17 protein-coding genes are annotated in these 15,956 nt (G+C 37.6%); all 17 read right to left on the bottom strand.

Annotated features, from left to right (window positions below):
* Positions 1–25 precede the first annotated feature (25 nt).
* Positions 26–1,336: an FADH(2)-oxidizing methylenetetrahydrofolate--tRNA-(uracil(54)-C(5))-methyltransferase TrmFO gene (gene trmFO, locus KGI01_RS02475; RefSeq protein WP_068454905.1), complete on the bottom strand. Its 1,311-nt coding sequence runs from the start codon at positions 1,334–1,336 to the stop codon at positions 26–28.
* 151 nt (positions 1,337–1,487) lie between these two features.
* Positions 1,488–3,575, bottom strand: a complete 2,088-nt coding sequence (gene topA / locus KGI01_RS02470; protein ID WP_141272980.1) for a type I DNA topoisomerase — start codon at positions 3,573–3,575, stop codon at positions 1,488–1,490.
* Positions 3,576–3,669: 94 nt separating this feature from the next.
* On the bottom strand, positions 3,670–4,557 hold the full coding sequence (dprA, locus tag KGI01_RS02465) for a DNA-processing protein DprA (RefSeq protein WP_141272978.1): 888 nt from the start codon (positions 4,555–4,557) through the stop codon (positions 3,670–3,672).
* Between the two features lie 118 nt (positions 4,558–4,675).
* On the bottom strand, positions 4,676–5,578 hold the full coding sequence (gene sucD / locus KGI01_RS02460) for a succinate--CoA ligase subunit alpha (RefSeq protein ID WP_068454914.1): 903 nt from the start codon (positions 5,576–5,578) through the stop codon (positions 4,676–4,678).
* A gap of 17 nt (positions 5,579–5,595) precedes the next feature.
* Positions 5,596–6,756, bottom strand: coding sequence for an ADP-forming succinate--CoA ligase subunit beta (sucC, locus tag KGI01_RS02455; protein ID WP_068454917.1), 1,161 nt, complete (start codon positions 6,754–6,756; stop codon positions 5,596–5,598).
* A 171-nt stretch (positions 6,757–6,927) separates the two neighbouring features.
* Positions 6,928–7,206 carry an EscU/YscU/HrcU family type III secretion system export apparatus switch protein gene (locus KGI01_RS02450; protein WP_141272976.1) on the bottom strand — a complete coding sequence of 93 codons (279 nt, stop codon included), beginning with the start codon at positions 7,204–7,206 and terminating at the stop codon, positions 6,928–6,930.
* The gene (locus tag KGI01_RS02445) at positions 7,203–9,206 is read right to left on the bottom strand and encodes a TP0910 N-terminal domain-containing protein (protein WP_141272974.1); all 2,004 of its coding nucleotides are present in this window, start codon (positions 9,204–9,206) and stop codon (positions 7,203–7,205) included. Before KGI01_RS02445 ends, KGI01_RS02450 begins: the two co-directional genes overlap by 4 nt.
* Before the next feature lie 7 nt (positions 9,207–9,213).
* Positions 9,214–9,984 carry a ribonuclease HII gene (locus tag KGI01_RS02440; RefSeq protein WP_141272972.1) on the bottom strand — a complete coding sequence of 257 codons (771 nt, stop codon included), beginning with the start codon at positions 9,982–9,984 and terminating at the stop codon, positions 9,214–9,216.
* 104 nt (positions 9,985–10,088) lie between these two features.
* The gene (gene ylqF / locus KGI01_RS02435) at positions 10,089–10,943 is read right to left on the bottom strand and encodes a ribosome biogenesis GTPase YlqF (protein ID WP_068454930.1); all 855 of its coding nucleotides are present in this window, start codon (positions 10,941–10,943) and stop codon (positions 10,089–10,091) included.
* Positions 10,944–10,959: 16 nt separating this feature from the next.
* Entirely contained in the window at positions 10,960–11,526 is a 567-nt protein-coding gene (gene lepB / locus KGI01_RS02430; protein WP_141272970.1) for a signal peptidase I, read from the bottom strand.
* Between the two features lie 117 nt (positions 11,527–11,643).
* A complete protein-coding gene (rplS, locus tag KGI01_RS02425) occupies positions 11,644–11,988 on the bottom strand; it encodes a 50S ribosomal protein L19 (protein WP_068454936.1) in 345 nt (114 codons plus the stop codon).
* A 136-nt stretch (positions 11,989–12,124) separates the two neighbouring features.
* Positions 12,125–12,862: a tRNA (guanosine(37)-N1)-methyltransferase TrmD gene (trmD, locus tag KGI01_RS02420; RefSeq protein WP_141273110.1), complete on the bottom strand. Its 738-nt coding sequence runs from the start codon at positions 12,860–12,862 to the stop codon at positions 12,125–12,127.
* Positions 12,862–13,377 carry a ribosome maturation factor RimM gene (gene rimM, locus KGI01_RS02415; RefSeq protein ID WP_068454939.1) on the bottom strand — a complete coding sequence of 172 codons (516 nt, stop codon included), beginning with the start codon at positions 13,375–13,377 and terminating at the stop codon, positions 12,862–12,864. The genes trmD and rimM overlap by 1 nt, the downstream gene beginning before the upstream one ends.
* A 63-nt stretch (positions 13,378–13,440) precedes the next feature.
* Positions 13,441–13,674: a KH domain-containing protein gene (locus tag KGI01_RS02410; RefSeq protein WP_068454942.1), complete on the bottom strand. Its 234-nt coding sequence runs from the start codon at positions 13,672–13,674 to the stop codon at positions 13,441–13,443.
* Between the two features lie 32 nt (positions 13,675–13,706).
* Complete coding sequence (rpsP, locus tag KGI01_RS02405; protein WP_068454945.1) at positions 13,707–13,979, bottom strand: 30S ribosomal protein S16; 273 nt, start codon at positions 13,977–13,979, stop codon at positions 13,707–13,709.
* Positions 13,980–14,135: 156 nt separating this feature from the next.
* Complete coding sequence (gene ffh, locus KGI01_RS02400) at positions 14,136–15,491, bottom strand: signal recognition particle protein (RefSeq protein ID WP_141272967.1); 1,356 nt, start codon at positions 15,489–15,491, stop codon at positions 14,136–14,138.
* A gap of 12 nt (positions 15,492–15,503) precedes the next feature.
* A complete protein-coding gene (locus KGI01_RS02395; RefSeq protein WP_068454951.1) occupies positions 15,504–15,836 on the bottom strand; it encodes a putative DNA-binding protein in 333 nt (110 codons plus the stop codon).
* Positions 15,837–15,956: the final 120 nt, after the last annotated feature.

Below are 15,956 nucleotides of genomic sequence, written 5' to 3'. Positions count from 1 at the left end.
AAATGTCCGTACTAGGTGGACTTTTTTACAATTTTTCGGACTCAATGTATGCTTCAATGCTCGCTAAAGCACGTTCAGCATGTTTTTCGCCGCGTTCTTGTTTTGAACGAATTTTTTCACCAAGTGCTGGGAATAAACCGAAGTTTACATTCATTGGTTGGAAGTGTTTTGAATCTGCTTCTGTAATATAGCGCGCCATACTACCAAGCGCTGTTTCGGCAGGAAAGATTTTTAAATCTTGTTCCATTGCCATACGCGCCGCATTAATCCCTGCAATTAGACCACTACCAGCTGACTCTACATATCCTTCAACACCTGTCATTTGACCTGCAAAGAACACGTTCGGTTGTGATTTTAATTGATATGTCGGTGCTAATACTTTTGGTGAGTTGATGAATGTATTACGATGCATGACACCATAACGAACAATTTCAACATTCTCAAGACCCGGAATCATTTGGAATACACGTTTTTGCTCGCCCCATTTTAGATGCGTTTGGAAACCTACTATATTATATAGTGTTCCAGCTGCGTCATCTTGACGAAGTTGAACAACGGCATGTGGACGTTTGCCCGTTTTAGGATCTTCTAAACCTACTGGCTTCATTGGACCAAATAGCATCGTTTTCGGACCACGTGCTGCCATTACTTCAATTGGCATACACCCTTCAAAATACTTCTCTTTTTCAAATTCTTTTAAAGGTGCTACTTCTGCTTCAATTAAAGCTTGTTGGAAAGCATTAAATTCTTCTTCGTTCATTGGGCAGTTTAGGTATGCTGCCTCGCCTTTATCATAGCGTGATTTTAAATACACTTTATCCATATCAATGCTATCTTTTTCAATGATTGGAGCTGCTGCATCATAAAAGTATAGATAGTCTTGTCCTGTCGCCTCTTGAATAGATTTTGCAAGTTCTGGTGATGTTAACGGACCTGTTGCAATTACGGTAATACCATCTTTCGGAATCTCAGTTACTTCCTCATGAATCACTTCAACAAGCGGGTGATTTTTCACTTTTTCTGTTACATAGCCAGCAAACTCATGACGGTCAACTGCTAAAGCGCCACCTGCTGGTACTGAACAAGAATCTGCTGCTTCAATAATAATTGAATCAAGTTTACGCATTTCTTCTTTAATTACGCCAACTGCATTTGTTAAGTTATTTGCGCGCAATGAGTTTGAACATACAAGCTCTGCGAATTTATCTGTATGATGTGCCGGTGTTTGTTTTACTGGACGCATCTCATAAAGTTTTACTTGAATACCACGCTTGGCAATTTGCCATGCTGCTTCACTACCTGCTAAACCAGCACCAATTACATTTACATATGTCATGGATTGTACGACCTACTTTCTCTACTTCTTAAAATAAAATGTTCTTGCTTACTGTATCATAAAAATAGCTTAGCTTGAAAGTGTTATTTACGCGAAAGATTGTTCCTAACATAGAAAAAGAAGCCGTTTAAAAACGACTCCTTCTTTTGTTTTATTGTGTCGGTTCTTCTTTGTAGTCACAAGACGTACATTGAATTTGAACACCTTTTTTGATTTTCTTTTCAACAAGCATTTCGTTACATTTCGGACATGGACGACTGATTGGTTTATCCCATGATACAAAGTCACAGTCTGGGTAACGATTGCAACCATAGAAGATACGTTTTGTTTTACTCTTACGCTCAACAATTTCGCCTTCTTTACATGTTGGACATTTCACACCAATTTCCTTCACAATCGCTTTTGTGTTACGACATTCTGGGAAGTTGCTACATGCCATGAACTTACCGTATCGACCTAATTTGAATACCATCGGATGACCACATAATTCACAGTCTTCTCCTGCAGGTTCATCTTTAATTTCGACTTTTTCCATCGCGACTTCCGCATGTTTCAAGTTTTTTTCAAAGTCTTTGTAGAATGCATCAATGACTTCTACCCACTGCTTTTGTCCTTCTTCGATTAAGTCTAAGTCATTCTCCATCTTCGCTGTAAATTCAATATTCACAATGTCTGAGAAGAATTCAAGCACTAGACTATGCACAATTTCACCTAGCTCCGTTGGTACAAAGCGCTTTGTTTCAAGTGTGACATAACCACGCTTTTGAATCGTATCTAATGTTGGTGCATACGTAGATGGACGACCTATACCTAGCTCTTCTAACGTTTTAACAAGACGTGCCTCTGAAAAACGTGGTGGTGGCTGCGTGAAATGTTGTTTCGGTTCAATTTCAACCGTTTTAACAAGATCGCCTTGTTCCATCGGTGGTAATAACTTATCTTTAGATTTTTCTTCTTTTTGGTCATCTGAACCTTCGATATATACTTTCATGAAACCTGGGAACTTCACTTGTGAACCAGTTGCACGGAATAGTAAATCACCATTTTGTAAATCTGCTGTTACTGTATCTAATACAGCAGAAGCCATTTGACTGGCGATGAATCGTTCCCAAATTAAACGGTATAAACGAAGTTGGTCACGAGATAAAACTGTTTTTAATGTATCCGGATGACGCATTGTTGATGTTGGACGAATCGCTTCATGGGCATCCTGTGCCTTTTCAGATTTTTTCGCTTGTTGTTCAACAGGTGTTGTATATTCTTCACCATAATTTTCGAGAATGTATTCATGCGCTTCTTTTTTCGCTGTTTCTGAAATACGCGTTGAGTCTGTACGCATATAGGTAATTAACCCGACAATGCCACCTGCTTTTTTACCAAGGTCAATTCCTTCGTATAATTGCTGTGCTAACATCATCGTTTTCTTTGCTCTAAAGTTTAATTTACGCGCTGCTTCTTGTTGTAAAGAAGATGTTGTAAATGACGGCGCTGCATTACGCTTACGCTCACGCTTTAGAACTTTTGCTACTTCAAAATCTTCACCTTTGATTTGTTTTAATATGTTTTGAACTTCCGCTTCATTTGTTAATTTAATTTTATCGCTTGTCGTACCATAGAATGCTGCATCGAATACTTTATTACCTTTTTCAAAAGAAGCTTCGATTGACCAATATTCTTCTGGTTGGAAGTTTTTAATTTCGTTTTCGCGGTCAATAATCAGACGCAGTGCAATTGATTGAACACGACCTGCTGACAAACCTTTTTTGACTTTCTTCCATAGTAAAGGACTAATATTATATCCAACAAGACGGTCTAAAATACGACGTGCTTGTTGTGCATCAACTAAGTCTAAATCGATTGGACGTGGATGTTTGAATGATTCTTTGATTGCATCTTTTGTAATCTCATTAAAAACAACGCGACAATCTGATTCAATATCAATATTTAAAGCAGTTGCTAAATGCCAAGCAATCGCTTCTCCTTCGCGGTCTGGATCGGCTGCGAGATAGATTTTTTTTGCTTTTTTAGCAGCTGTTTTTAATTCCTGTAAGACAGGACCTTTGCCTCGAATTGTAATATAACGCGGTTCATAGTTGTTCTCTGTATCAATTCCTGTTTGGCTACGTGGTAAATCACGCACATGACCAATGGAAGCTTTTACTTTATATTTTTTTCCTAAATATCGCTCGATTGTTTTTGCTTTTGCGGGCGATTCCACTATAACTAAATAATCCGACATGTGTTTGCCCCCTTGTAGAGGTGAAGTTTCATATTTTGAAAACAATTACCTGTTGCAAAATGTATAACAGAAAATCAAGTTTTGCAACCATTTTTCATTTTCGTGATGAATTATTCTTCATTTCTTCTATTATTTGTTGCCCATGTAAAACAGGCGTTGCACCCTCATATATCAACTTATTTGGACCTGCAGAGAGGGGTGAGAAAATATCTCCAGGAACTGAAAAAATATTTCTACCGTGATCCAAACCATATTCAACTGTACTCATTGTTCCACTCTTTAATTCTGCTTCAGTTAGTACAATACCATCACTCAGTCCACTTATGATGCGATTTCTTTTCGGAAACTGCCACTTTTGAGGTGGCATATGCGGTGGATATTCTGTTAAAACGAGATGTTTTTTTTCCATTTCTAGCTGCAATGTTTTATGTTCCCTCGGATAGTGATAATGTAAACCATTTCCTAAAACAGCTATAGTATTGCCTAAATGAGCGATTGTTGTCTCATGAGCCATTCTATCTGCCCCTCTCGCTAAACCGCTTACAATCGCGATATTTTGCGAAATAAGGGGTGGTATGATAGCTGTTAAACATTTTTGTGAATAATTGGTAGCTTTTCTTGAACCAACTATAGCGACTTTTTGATATTTTTGCAATAACGTTATGTCACCTTTACAGTAAAGCATCGCGGGTGGATCATACACATCTAGTAAAGAAATAGGATAGTGTTCATTATAAAATGGGATTGGGACTATCTGCTGTTTTACATAAAAAGCATGCCAGTCTGTTTGGTAAACTTGATGGAACTCTGCATGAAGTTGTATTGCTTGTTTTAATGTAATTTGAAAATAGTATGCAAGTTGTGAGGGTTTCATATGAGGGAGGGTTTCAAGTTCTGGATCTACTTGTAATAGGGGGTACAAGCGATTCAGTGGGTACTGACGCACATAATGTAGTGCGTGAAATGCCGCGTCAAATTGCATGGTATTCGCCTCCTCTTCATATAAAGATGACCTGATTTCTAGCAATGAAAAACAGGAACCGCTTGCGCAAGATTCCTGTTTACTCCTAGCTAAAATAACTAGCTCATCTATTTATATCTTAATGTGTTTTACACTTTTCGTATAGACCTTTTTCTTTGATAACTTTAATAAATGTTTCACCAATTGCTGCTGGTGTTGGTGCAACTTCAATACCTGCTTCATTTAAAGCCTTGATTTTGTCAGCTGCTGTACCTTTACCACCTGAGATAATCGCGCCTGCGTGACCCATACGTTTTCCTGGAGGTGCTGTTTGACCACCGATGAAGCCGACAACTGGTTTAGTCATGTGATTTTTAACGAATTCAGCTGCTTCTTCCTCAGCTGTACCGCCAATCTCACCAATCATTACAACACCATATGTTTCTGGATCTTCTTCAAATGCTTTTAAAACATCTACAAAGTTTGTACCGTTTACTGGGTCTCCACCAATACCAACTGCTGTCGTTTGACCAATTCCAGCTTCAGTTAATTGATGTACTGCTTCATACGTTAATGTACCAGAACGAGATACAACACCTACATGACCTTTTGTATGGATGTATCCTGGCATAATACCGATTTTACACTCATCTGCTGTAATAACACCTGGGCAGTTTGGTCCGATTAAACGTGTTTTCTTGCCTTCCATATAACGTTTCACTTTTACCATATCGATTACAGGAATATGTTCTGTAATACAGATCACCATATCTAATTCTGCATCTACAGCTTCTAAAATTGCATCTGCTGCGAATGGTGCTGGTACATAGATTACGGATACGTTTGCACCAGTTTCTGCAACTGCATCTGAAACCGTATTGAATACCGGAACACCTTCAACTACTGTACCTGCTTTACCTGGTGTAACACCAGCTACAATTTTTGTTCCATATTCAAGCATTTGCTTCGTATGGAAAAGAGCTGTAGAGCCTGTAATCCCTTGAACTAACACTTTTGTATCTTTATCAATAAAAATAGCCATTTTATAGTCCGCCTCTCTTATCCAACAAGTTTTACGATTTTTTCTGCGCCATCTGCTAACGATGAAGCTGCAGTAATATTTAAGCCTGATTCATTTAGAATTTCTTTACCTTTTGTTACGTTTGTACCTTCTAAACGCACAACAAGCGGTACTTCTAAGCCTAATTCTGAAGCTGCTTTTACTACACCTTCAGCAATTACGTCACACTTCATAATCCCACCAAAGATATTAACGAAAATACCTTTAACTTGTTGGTCAGAAAGGATAATTTTAAATGCTTCTTTTACTTTTTCAGCAGAAGCACCGCCCCCAACGTCCAAGAAGTTAGCCGGTGAACCACCGTAGTAACTAATTGTATCCATAGTAGCCATAGCTAAACCAGCACCATTTACCATACAACCAATGTTACCATCTAATGCGATGTAACTTAAATCGTATTTTGATGCTTCAATTTCCTTTTCATCTTCTTCATCGTAGTCACGTAACTCAACGATATCTTTATGACGGTATAATGCGTTGCTATCAAAGTTAAATTTCGCATCTAATGCGATTACCTCATCATCACCTGTTACAGCAAGTGGGTTAATTTCTAAAATTGATGCATCTTTATCAATGAATGCTTCGTAAATACCAAGCATTAATTTCACAGCTTTATTTACTAGGTGTTTTGGAATGTTGATATTGAACGCTAAACGACGTGCTTGGAAACCTGTTAAACCTACCACTGGATCAATTACTTCTGTGAAGATTTTTTCTGGTGTTTCTTCAGCAACTTCTTCTATGTTCATACCGCCTTCTTCGGAACCCATTAATGTAACGCGTGATGTTTGACGGTCTACGACTAAACTTAAGTAATATTCTTTCTTAATGTCTGAACCTTCTTCAACATACAGTCGTTTCACTTCTTTACCTTGTGGACCTGTTTGATGGGTTACAAGAACTTTTCCTAATAACTCTTTTGCATAAGCACGTACTTCTTCAAGGTTGCGCGCAATCTTAACGCCGCCTGCTTTACCTCGACCCCCCGCATGTATCTGAGCTTTTACTACCATAACATCTGAGCTCAGTTCTTTCGCCACATTCACTGCTTCCTCTGGAGAAAAAGCTACGCGTCCTTTCGGAACCGCCACCCCGTATTGGCGAAGAATTTCTTTACCTTGATATTCATGGATATTCATCAAATTGCCTCCCATCTTAATTGTAAAGCATTGCTACTTCTTCTCCATTGTATTAAATATTCAAAAAGTTGTCCATAATCTATTTTATACTAAAATATCATTCGATATACGTCTTTTTTCTAAGTTAATGTAAAAAAACACTGATTTTCGCATAAAAAATCAGTGTTTTTTTTATTTATTTTTACCATTTATTTGGTCTATTTTGTAAATAAATACAAATACTTCCGCTACAGCTTGATACAGTTCTTCAGGGATAGATTCGTTTAGATTTAACTGTCCTAATAACTGTACTAGATTTGGATCCTCTTGAATTGGCACACCACTTTCTTGTGCTTTGTTCAAAATAGAGTCCGCAACAAGCCCCTTTCCCTTCGCAATGACTTTTGGTGCTTCTGATTGTTCAGGATTAAATGATAAGGCGACAGCTTCTTTACGATTTTCTTTTTTCATATTCTAAAGTCGACCCCTCCATCTTCACTTTTGCCGATGATTTTCGACTGTTGTTTAACAGTTGGTTTAGGCTCATCAAACTTTTTCAGAAAAACACCTGAAAGGCGATAATCTTGCTCTGCTAATCGAGCCTTTAACACCTCTTTTAAAGGGTCAATTATCCCTTGACTTTGCTGATTTTCAGTATAAATATTTAGCGTCACAACGCGACTTTGCACTTGCATATCTATAACCGTTTCATGCAGATTTTCAAGATGTAAATAGAACATAATTCGTGCAAAATTTGAGTCTATTTTCCCATCCTTATTCTTGCTTCCTGACCACTGTAATGTCGCATCAATTCGTTTTCCGAAGAATTGTAATGGGATTTGCATAACGATTTGTTGCTGTTGTCCTTGATCCATTGACAGTAATTGTTGTCCATTCATACGCCCGATTACTTGCTCTGCTAAATTTCTTGTCGAATTTGTGACATTTTCATGAACAAGGGCATGCATGAGTGATTTCAATGTCGATGAGAGCTGCGCTTGCTCTGGATTCGACTGTAAAATGTTTGCTTCAAGACTCAATCCAAGCTCACTTAATGTCTTTTTCATGGAAGCTTGTACAGCATGTCCAGATAATTGAGTCATTTGCAGATTTTCAACATCCTGTAACATTTGCTGTGCAAAAGGTGTCGATTGTTGCTGCAATGTACGTGTTAGGTTTTGCATAAGTGAACTTAACTGGTCTTTTGAAACGCGTAATAATTGGCTTAATTGGTTCGTTGCTTCTTCTGTAGGTTGTAAACCAACTTGTGTTGCAAAAGCAGTTACAAGCGCTTTAAAGACATTTTCAGCCCCATTCTTCTGCACTTGTCCTAATTGTGCAATCACTTCTTGTTTTTGTTGCATTGTTAAAGTTGGATTCTCTGCAACAGCAGTGGCTAATTTTTGAATAATCGCTGGTTGCGTTTCAGCTGTTACGTTTTTCAGTTGGCTCATCAACTGAGGAATACTCTCCTTCACGCTTGCTAATTGTGTTGTAACTTCTTGAATAACTTGTGCTTGATTCGATGCATTTGGCGCTAATTGCATACGCGTAATTGCCTGCTGAATCGCTTGTTGTTGATCTTTTGTTAGCATTGGATGCTGTTGAATCGCTTGTGACAAGTTTTGCAAATTCTCTTTCGTCATTGATTTTTGTAATAATTGACGAATGGCTTCATTCGATTCCATCTTAAATTGCTGAAATAACTGTTTTACAATGTCAGTCGTCTCCGCTTTTACTCCAACACCCGCTTGTTGTAAAATTTGCCCTGCTTCTGGTGTGTTACTGCCAAGTAATTTTCCAAGTACAATATTTCCAGTTTGTTCACTTAAAGGTGACTTCAACCGTGCCAACTGTTGTAAGATTGCTTCTTTTAATTGAGGTGCTAATTGTGCATCTAGTCGAATTGATTGCTCTAAATTTCCCAGTAAATTTGTAAAACCACCTTTTAAACTACCTTCCATAACTGCTTGTAAACTTGTTGATGTCATGGGTAGTTTCAATTCAATCATCTTTTGTAAAGCATCCAATGCTTGAGATCTTTCAGCACCATTTGCACCTTTTAATAATTGTTCCGCTGCTATTAACTGCTCTTTATTAAATGGAATATTATTTTTAACTAATTGTGACACAATTTGTTGCATCTCTTTTGTTTGTGGCAATTTCATCGTATCAATCATTTGTTTAGTTTGATCCATTAAGGATGCTTTTGCATCAACTGGACCACTAACCATTTTTAACGTTAAATCGGGCGTTGTTGCGGTTACTTGAAAGAAATGTGTGTTCCCTGCTTGCATTGGTGTTTCAAGTTTCGCCACCATCTTCTGACCGCCAATATTAATTTCAGCTTGTTGATTTGGATACAATTTTTTAATAGTTCCATGTAAGACTTGTCCTTCTTGCATCGAAACAGGTTGTGCAGCAGTCGCAGTTCCTTGAATTTGCCCTACATTCACACCGGATAGATTCATAGTTCCCTCACTCCTTTTGCAACATCGATTTAATCGGTTCAAATGTTTTACGATGAATCGGTGTCACACCTAATTGTTGAATGGCTTCTAGATGTTGTTTTGTGCCATAACCCGCATGTTTCGCAAATCCATAGCCTGGATACTTTTCATCCATTTGTTCCATATAATGATCCCGCGCGGTTTTCGCTAAAATAGAAGCCGCTGCAATCGATAAACTTTTCGCGTCTCCTTTAATAACCGATTCTTGTGGAATTGCAATATCCAATGTCATCGCATCGGCTAATACAAAATCGGGTTGAATCGATAAACCTTCAATCGATGCCTTCATTGATTGTCTTGTCGCTTCGTAAATGTTCAGTGTATCAATTGCTTTTTCTGATTGAAAGTGAATATAACTTGCAAGAGCATGTTCTTCAATAAGTCGCATAAATTGTTCCCTTTTTTCAAGTGACAATTGTTTCGAATCGTTTAAACCCAGTAATGCATCACATTTTGCTGGTAAAATAACAGCCGCAGTCACAACAGGTCCTGCTAGTGGCCCACGACCTGCTTCATCCGTTCCTGCAATGTATGATCCTTCATGTGTACGATAGGCATCATCAAATTGAATTTTCGCTTCATGCTCTTGTTGTAGCTTCTCTCTTTTTTCTTGCTGACGTTTCCAAGATTGCAGTGCTTTCTTTACACCTTCTCGTTCATCTTGTTCAAGTTCCGTCATCCATTCTTGCCATGTATGTTCTTGTGCTAACGCTTCTTTAATCGCTTTAATTGTCTTCATCTAATTCCCTCTCATCTAACTTTTCTATCGGTTCTTTTTCTTATTTTTATATAAAAAAACTGCCCTCTCGCTTTATTATAGCGAAAGAACAGCCTTAGATTGCATTATTCATAATCTTCGACGAAATCGAATGTTAACTTTCCTAAATGCTCATTACGAATATCGCGTACAATTAATTCTGATACTTGATCATAGTCGATTTCTCCACCTGCTGCTTTTACATTACGTAAACGTCCGATATGATCGAATGTCTCCACCACTTCTTCTGCAACAGTTGTAATTTTATAGCGTTCTTCTAAACGAGTTGGATAGTATTTTTCTAAGAAACGTAATCCATAAATCGCTAAATCATCCATGTTCGTAATCGTATCTTTAATCGCGCCTGTCAAAGCTAGCTTATAACCTACTTCTTGGTCTTCAAACTTCGGCCATAAAATCCCTGGTGTATCAAGTAATTCAAGTTCTTTTTCAACTTTAATCCATTGTTGTGAACGCGTCACACCTGGTGTATTACCTGTTCTTGCGATATTTTTCTTCGCTAAACGGTTAATCATTGTAGATTTACCAACGTTCGGAATCCCAACAATCATCGCACGAATAGCACGTGTTTTTAAACCTTTTGCACGCATACGATCCCATTTTGGCTTCAGCACTGCTTCTGCTGCCTTTACAACACGCTTTAAACCTTTTGAATCAAGCGAATTGACCGCAACAACATGATGTCCTTTATCTGTGAAATATTGGACCCAACGCTTTGTTTGTACTTCATCAGCCATATCTGCTTTATTCAAAATAAGTAAACGATTTTTTTGGTGAATAATATCATCTAGCATTGGATTACGTGATGACATCGGTAAACGCGCATCGATTAGTTCAAATACGATATCGACTAGCTTTAAATTTTCTGTTACTTGACGGCGAGCTTTCGCCATATGCCCTGGGAACCATTGAATGGTCATTCTCTCACTCCTACATCTATTTCACTAAGCCAAATTGATCGAGTGGCCAGAAAACGATACTCGCCTTACCAATAATTTTGTTCTCTGGAATGAGTCCAATATGTCGACTATCTTTACTATTACGTCGATTATCACCCATTACAAATACATATCCTTCTGGTACTCTGTCTTTTTGTACATAGTCTTGTAATTGAAAATCTTCTGTTAATGTGCCACCATCTTGAATGGCTTTTTTAAATTGTTGTAAATAAGCTTCATCGATCGCCTTACCATTCCGATATAATACATCATTTTTGTATTCAATCGTATCACCCGGCAAACCAATTACACGCTTAATATAATCTCTTTTCTCCGGAGCTTGGAAAACGACAATATCACTATGATGAATATCGGAAATCTTGTAAGAAACTTTATTCACAACCATTCGATCACCACTGTGTAAAGTAGGCATCATCGACTCCCCATCTACGACAATCGGTGTAAATAGCACATAACGAATGAAGGCTGCTAATGCAAAAGCGATAATTAAAGCTTTCGTCCATTCCCATAGTTCATTCTTTTCTTTCTTTTGTTTCGTTTCCATAGCGCGCCTCCCTCTACATTCTATACTCATTGTACAAGGATTTCTTTTTACAGGCAAAAAGAAAAGCACTACCCAAAAGAAATCAATTGGATAGTACTCTCTTTAACAGCTAAGAAATTAGCGAATTTCTTTGATACGAGCTGCTTTACCACGTAGGTTACGTAGGTAGTATAGTTTCGCACGACGTACTTTACCGCGACGAGTAACTGTTAAGCTAGCGATTTTTGGTGTATGTACAGGGAATGTACGTTCTACACCAACACCGTAAGAAATTTTACGTACTGTGAAAGTTTCGCTAATACCGCCACCACGACGTTTGATTACAACACCTTCGTATTTTTGGATACGTTCGCGAGTACCCTCAACGATTTTAACGTCGATGCTTACAGTATCACCAGCACGGAATGCAGGGATGTCTGTACGTAATTGATCTTTAGTAATTTCTGTAATAATGTTTGACATTTTATTCTCTCCTTAGACAGATGCTCTTATAGATCGCTCTTGGTTGCTACAGCGGAACATCGTAATACGGCATTCCTCATAGGAAATGCATTTTAAATACTATCATACTTCAATGTCGCTTGCAAGCTAATATACTTTACAGCTTTGAATTATTTTTTAATTGTTTTAAATAAGTTTGCTGCTCTTTTGTTAATTCAACGTGTTCAAGCAAATCTGGGCGACGTTCAAACGTTCTTTTCAATGATTGCTCCATACGCCATTGTTCAATTTTCGCATGATTCCCTGACATTAATACATCTGGGACTTTCATGCCGCGAAAATCTGCAGGACGCGTATAGTGTGGATGCTCAAGTAATCCTGTTGAGAACGAATCATTTACGTGAGAAGCTTCTTGTCCTAAAACCCCTGGAAGGAGGCGTACGACGCTATCAATAACCGTCATAGCGGCTAATTCGCCACCTGTTAAGACAAAATCACCAATCGAGATTTCATCGGTTACAAGGTACTCTCGAATGCGCTCATCATAGCCTTCATAGTGACCACATAAAAAGATCAAATCTTCTTCCTTAGCCAATTCTTCTGCTTTCTTTTGATCGTAACGCTCACCTTGCGGACACATTAAAATAATGCGTGGCTTTTTCCCTTGTGCGACTAAATCTTCTACTGCATGGAAAAGAGGTTCTGGCTTCAGCACCATTCCCGCACCACCGCCATAAGGATAATCATCTACTTGATTATGCTTATTTTGTGAGAAAGAACGAAAATCTGTCACATTCATTTGTACAGCGCCTTTTTCTTGTGCTTTCTTTAGAATAGACGAACCGAAAACACCCTCAAACATATCAGGGAATAATGATAATACATGGATATTCATCATGATAATAAGCCATCCATCAGTTCAATTGTAATACGTTTTTCATCGACATCGACTTCTTTCACAACATCTAAAATGACAGGGATATAATGCATTTTTCCATTTACACCTTTAACTGTCCAAACATCGTTTGCACCTGTTTGAAGAATCTCTGTAATCTCACCAATCTCATTATCTTCTTCATCGAATACCGTACAACCTACGATTTCGTGATAGTAAAACTCATCATCACCAAGATCATCTAAATATTTTTCGTGAATTTTTAATTCCGAACCTTTGAATTTTTCTACATCTTGGATGAATGGATATCCTTCAAATGTCAGTAAGATAAAGTTTTTATGCGCACGTGCAGAAGCAACTTTTACGATTGTTGGTTTTTTTTCACCTGGAATAAAAATACCTAATTCTGCACCTACTTCGTAACGTTCTTCTGGGAAGTCTGTTTGCGAAATGACACGTACCTCACCACGAATACCATGTGTATTGACGATTTTTCCTACGTTAAACCATTCCATTGGATACACCTCTTTTAATTTTTTAAACAAAAAAGGAAGGAACATAAGCTCCCTCCTTTTCTGCTAATCTTGAATATCGACGTATGTCTTCTTCATGCGGTGACTGCTTGCGGCTGAGTAAACAATTGCACGAATTGCTTTTGCAACGCTACCTTGTTTGCCAATGACCTTTCCGACATCACGAGGATTTACAGAAAGCTTATAAACAATTCGATTCGAACTCTCTTGAACAGTAATGTTCACATCATCCGGAAAATCGACTAAAGGTTTTACGATTGTTTCGATCAGTTGTTCCACAAATGTCACCCCCGATTATTTAAAAAGTAATATTAGTTACCTTTTTTTGAGTTATGGAATTTTTCCATGATTCCTTGTTTTGAGAACAAGTTACGTACTGTATCTGATGGTTTCGCACCGTTACCTAACCAAGCTAAAGCTTTAGCTTCGTCGATTTTAACTTCCTCAGGAGAAGTTAATGGATTGAAAGTACCGATTGTTTCGATCGAACGACCGTCACGTGGTGAACGTGAATCAGCAACTACGATACGGTAGAAAGGAGCTTTGTTAGCACCCATACGTTTTAAACGAATTTTAACTGCCATGTTTATTTTGCACCTCCGAATAAGTTTCACACAAGATAGTATAATATCAAGCTTTCGATTGTTTGTAAAGTGTTTATTCTTAACACACATTATTTTACCTTAAATCAAATGAAATTACAATAGCTTGTAAAGTATTTTTTCTTAACACACTTTATTTTATTTAAATAATGAATCCATTCCTGGCAATTTGAACTTTTTCTTATTCTTAGTCGACATACCTGTCATTTGCTTCATCATTTTTTTCATTTCATCAAATTGCTTAATAAGACGATTTACTTCTTGAACCGTACAACCTGAACCTTTTGCAATACGCTTTTTGCGACTTGCGTTAATAATTTCAGGGTTTGTTTTTTCTGCAATCGTCATCGATTGAATGATGGCTTCGATATGATCAATTTGTTTATCATCAAAATTAATATTATCTAAGCCCTTCATTTTATTCACACCTGGAATCATTTTTAAGATATCTTCCAATGGTCCCATTTTTTTCACTTGCGCCATTTGCTCTAGGAAATCATCGAATGTAAAAGTTTGTGTTTTAAACTTTTCTTCTAATTCTTTTGCTTTATCTTCATCTACTTGTGCCTGCGCTTTTTCGATTAATGATAAAACATCACCCATACCTAAAATACGTGATGCCATACGCTCTGGGTGGAATGTTTCAAGCGCATCCATTTTTTCGCCCATACCAACAAATTTAATCGGTTTTTCAGTTACTGTACGAATAGATAACGCCGCACCACCACGTGTATCACCGTCTAATTTTGTTAAAACAACACCTGTGATGCCAACTGCTTCATTAAAGCTATTCGCAACGTTGACAGCATCTTGACCTGTCATTGCATCCACAACTAAGAAGATTTCGTCTGGCTCTTTTAAAGCGCGGATATCTTTTAGTTCTTGCATGAGATTTTCATCAATGTGTAAGCGACCAGCTGTATCAATAATCACAACATCGAGATGTTCTTCTTTAGCGTGTTCTAATGCTTCTTTGGCAATATCAACTGGTGATACTTCTGTACCTTTTTGGAATACAGGAATACCTAATTGCTTACCTAGTGTCTCTAATTGCTTTACAGCTGCTGGACGATAAATATCGGCTGCTACAAGCAACGGTTTTTTATTGTATTTTTTGCGTAATAGATTTGCTAATTTACCTGTAGTTGTTGTTTTACCAGCACCTTGTAAACCGACCATCATAATAACAGTGGGTGGTTTCGTCGCAAATTTAACAAGGCTTTGTTCGCCACCCATTAAATTCGTCAATTCATCTTGTACAATTTTAATAACTTGTTGACCTGGTGTTAAACTTTTCATGACGTCTTGACCAATTGCACGTTCACTTACAGTTTTAACAAATTGTTTTACTACTTTTAAGTTAACATCGGCTTCGATTAAAGCGAAACGAACTTCGCGCATCATTTCTTTAACGTCTTGTTCGTTAATTTTACCCTTCCCTTTAATCTTTTGAATCGTACTTTGGAGTCGCTCTGCTAAACCCTCAAAAGCCATAATTGTCGCCCCCTAGTCCTGCTTCAATTGCTCAACAAGCGGCAATAAATCTGCCTTTTCTGTTGTGTCATCTTGTAAGCAAGCTGATAATTTGTCTGTAATTTTTTGTCTTTTTTTGAATTTATGGAAAAGCTGTAATTTCTCTTCATATTCCTCCAGCATCGCTTCTGTTCGACGAATATTATCATAAACCGCTTGACGTGACACCTCATACGATTCAGCAATTTCGCCTAAAGAAAGATCATCTAAATAGTAAAGTTGCATATAACTTCTCTGTTTATCCGTTAATAATGCTTGGTAAAAATCAAAAAGGAAATTCATACGTGTTGTTTTATCTAAAAGCATCGTTAACTTCTCCTTAACACATCTATTCTATCATGTGTAGTATTTTTTATACATTCGTAGACATATTCCTTTGTATATTAATGAAAAACCCTATTTCTGTCAAGTAAAACTACTTGTCTT

It is taken from the genome of Kurthia gibsonii, from assembly GCF_006539985.1.
GTDB lineage: Bacteria > Bacillota > Bacilli > Bacillales_A > Planococcaceae > Kurthia > Kurthia gibsonii.
The sequence above is the reverse complement of the archived record's forward strand: the minus strand, read 5'-3'. Positions and strand labels throughout refer to the sequence as shown.

What these genes read in the sequence shown, in the direction of transcription:
- rplS (WP_068454936.1), bottom strand. Translation starts at nt 11,988, where the DNA reads ATGTCAAACATTATTACAGAAATTACTAAAGATCAATTACGTACAGAC.
- KGI01_RS02395 (WP_068454951.1), bottom strand. Translation starts at nt 15,836, where the DNA reads ATGCTTTTAGATAAAACAACACGTATGAATTTCCTTTTTGATTTTTAC.
- rpsP (WP_068454945.1), bottom strand. Translation starts at nt 13,979, where the DNA reads ATGGCAGTTAAAATTCGTTTAAAACGTATGGGTGCTAACAAAGCTCCT.
- dprA (WP_141272978.1), bottom strand. Translation starts at nt 4,557, where the DNA reads ATGCAATTTGACGCGGCATTTCACGCACTACATTATGTGCGTCAGTAC.
- trmFO (WP_068454905.1), bottom strand. Translation starts at nt 1,336, where the DNA reads ATGACATATGTAAATGTAATTGGTGCTGGTTTAGCAGGTAGTGAAGCA.
- KGI01_RS02440 (WP_141272972.1), bottom strand. Translation starts at nt 9,984, where the DNA reads ATGAAGACAATTAAAGCGATTAAAGAAGCGTTAGCACAAGAACATACA.
- ffh (WP_141272967.1), bottom strand. Translation starts at nt 15,491, where the DNA reads ATGGCTTTTGAGGGTTTAGCAGAGCGACTCCAAAGTACGATTCAAAAG.
- KGI01_RS02450 (WP_141272976.1), bottom strand. Translation starts at nt 7,206, where the DNA reads ATGAAAAAAGAAAATCGTAAAGAAGCTGTCGCCTTATCATTTAATCCT.
- lepB (WP_141272970.1), bottom strand. Translation starts at nt 11,526, where the DNA reads ATGGAAACGAAACAAAAGAAAGAAAAGAATGAACTATGGGAATGGACG.
- KGI01_RS02445 (WP_141272974.1), bottom strand. Translation starts at nt 9,206, where the DNA reads ATGAATCTATCCGGTGTGAATGTAGGGCAAATTCAAGGAACTGCGACT.
- topA (WP_141272980.1), bottom strand. Translation starts at nt 3,575, where the DNA reads ATGTCGGATTATTTAGTTATAGTGGAATCGCCCGCAAAAGCAAAAACA.
- trmD (WP_141273110.1), bottom strand. Translation starts at nt 12,862, where the DNA reads ATGAATATCCATGTATTATCATTATTCCCTGATATGTTTGAGGGTGTT.
- sucD (WP_068454914.1), bottom strand. Translation starts at nt 5,578, where the DNA reads ATGGCTATTTTTATTGATAAAGATACAAAAGTGTTAGTTCAAGGGATT.
- rimM (WP_068454939.1), bottom strand. Translation starts at nt 13,377, where the DNA reads ATGGAATGGTTTAACGTAGGAAAAATCGTCAATACACATGGTATTCGT.
- sucC (WP_068454917.1), bottom strand. Translation starts at nt 6,756, where the DNA reads ATGAATATCCATGAATATCAAGGTAAAGAAATTCTTCGCCAATACGGG.
- ylqF (WP_068454930.1), bottom strand. Translation starts at nt 10,943, where the DNA reads ATGACCATTCAATGGTTCCCAGGGCATATGGCGAAAGCTCGCCGTCAA.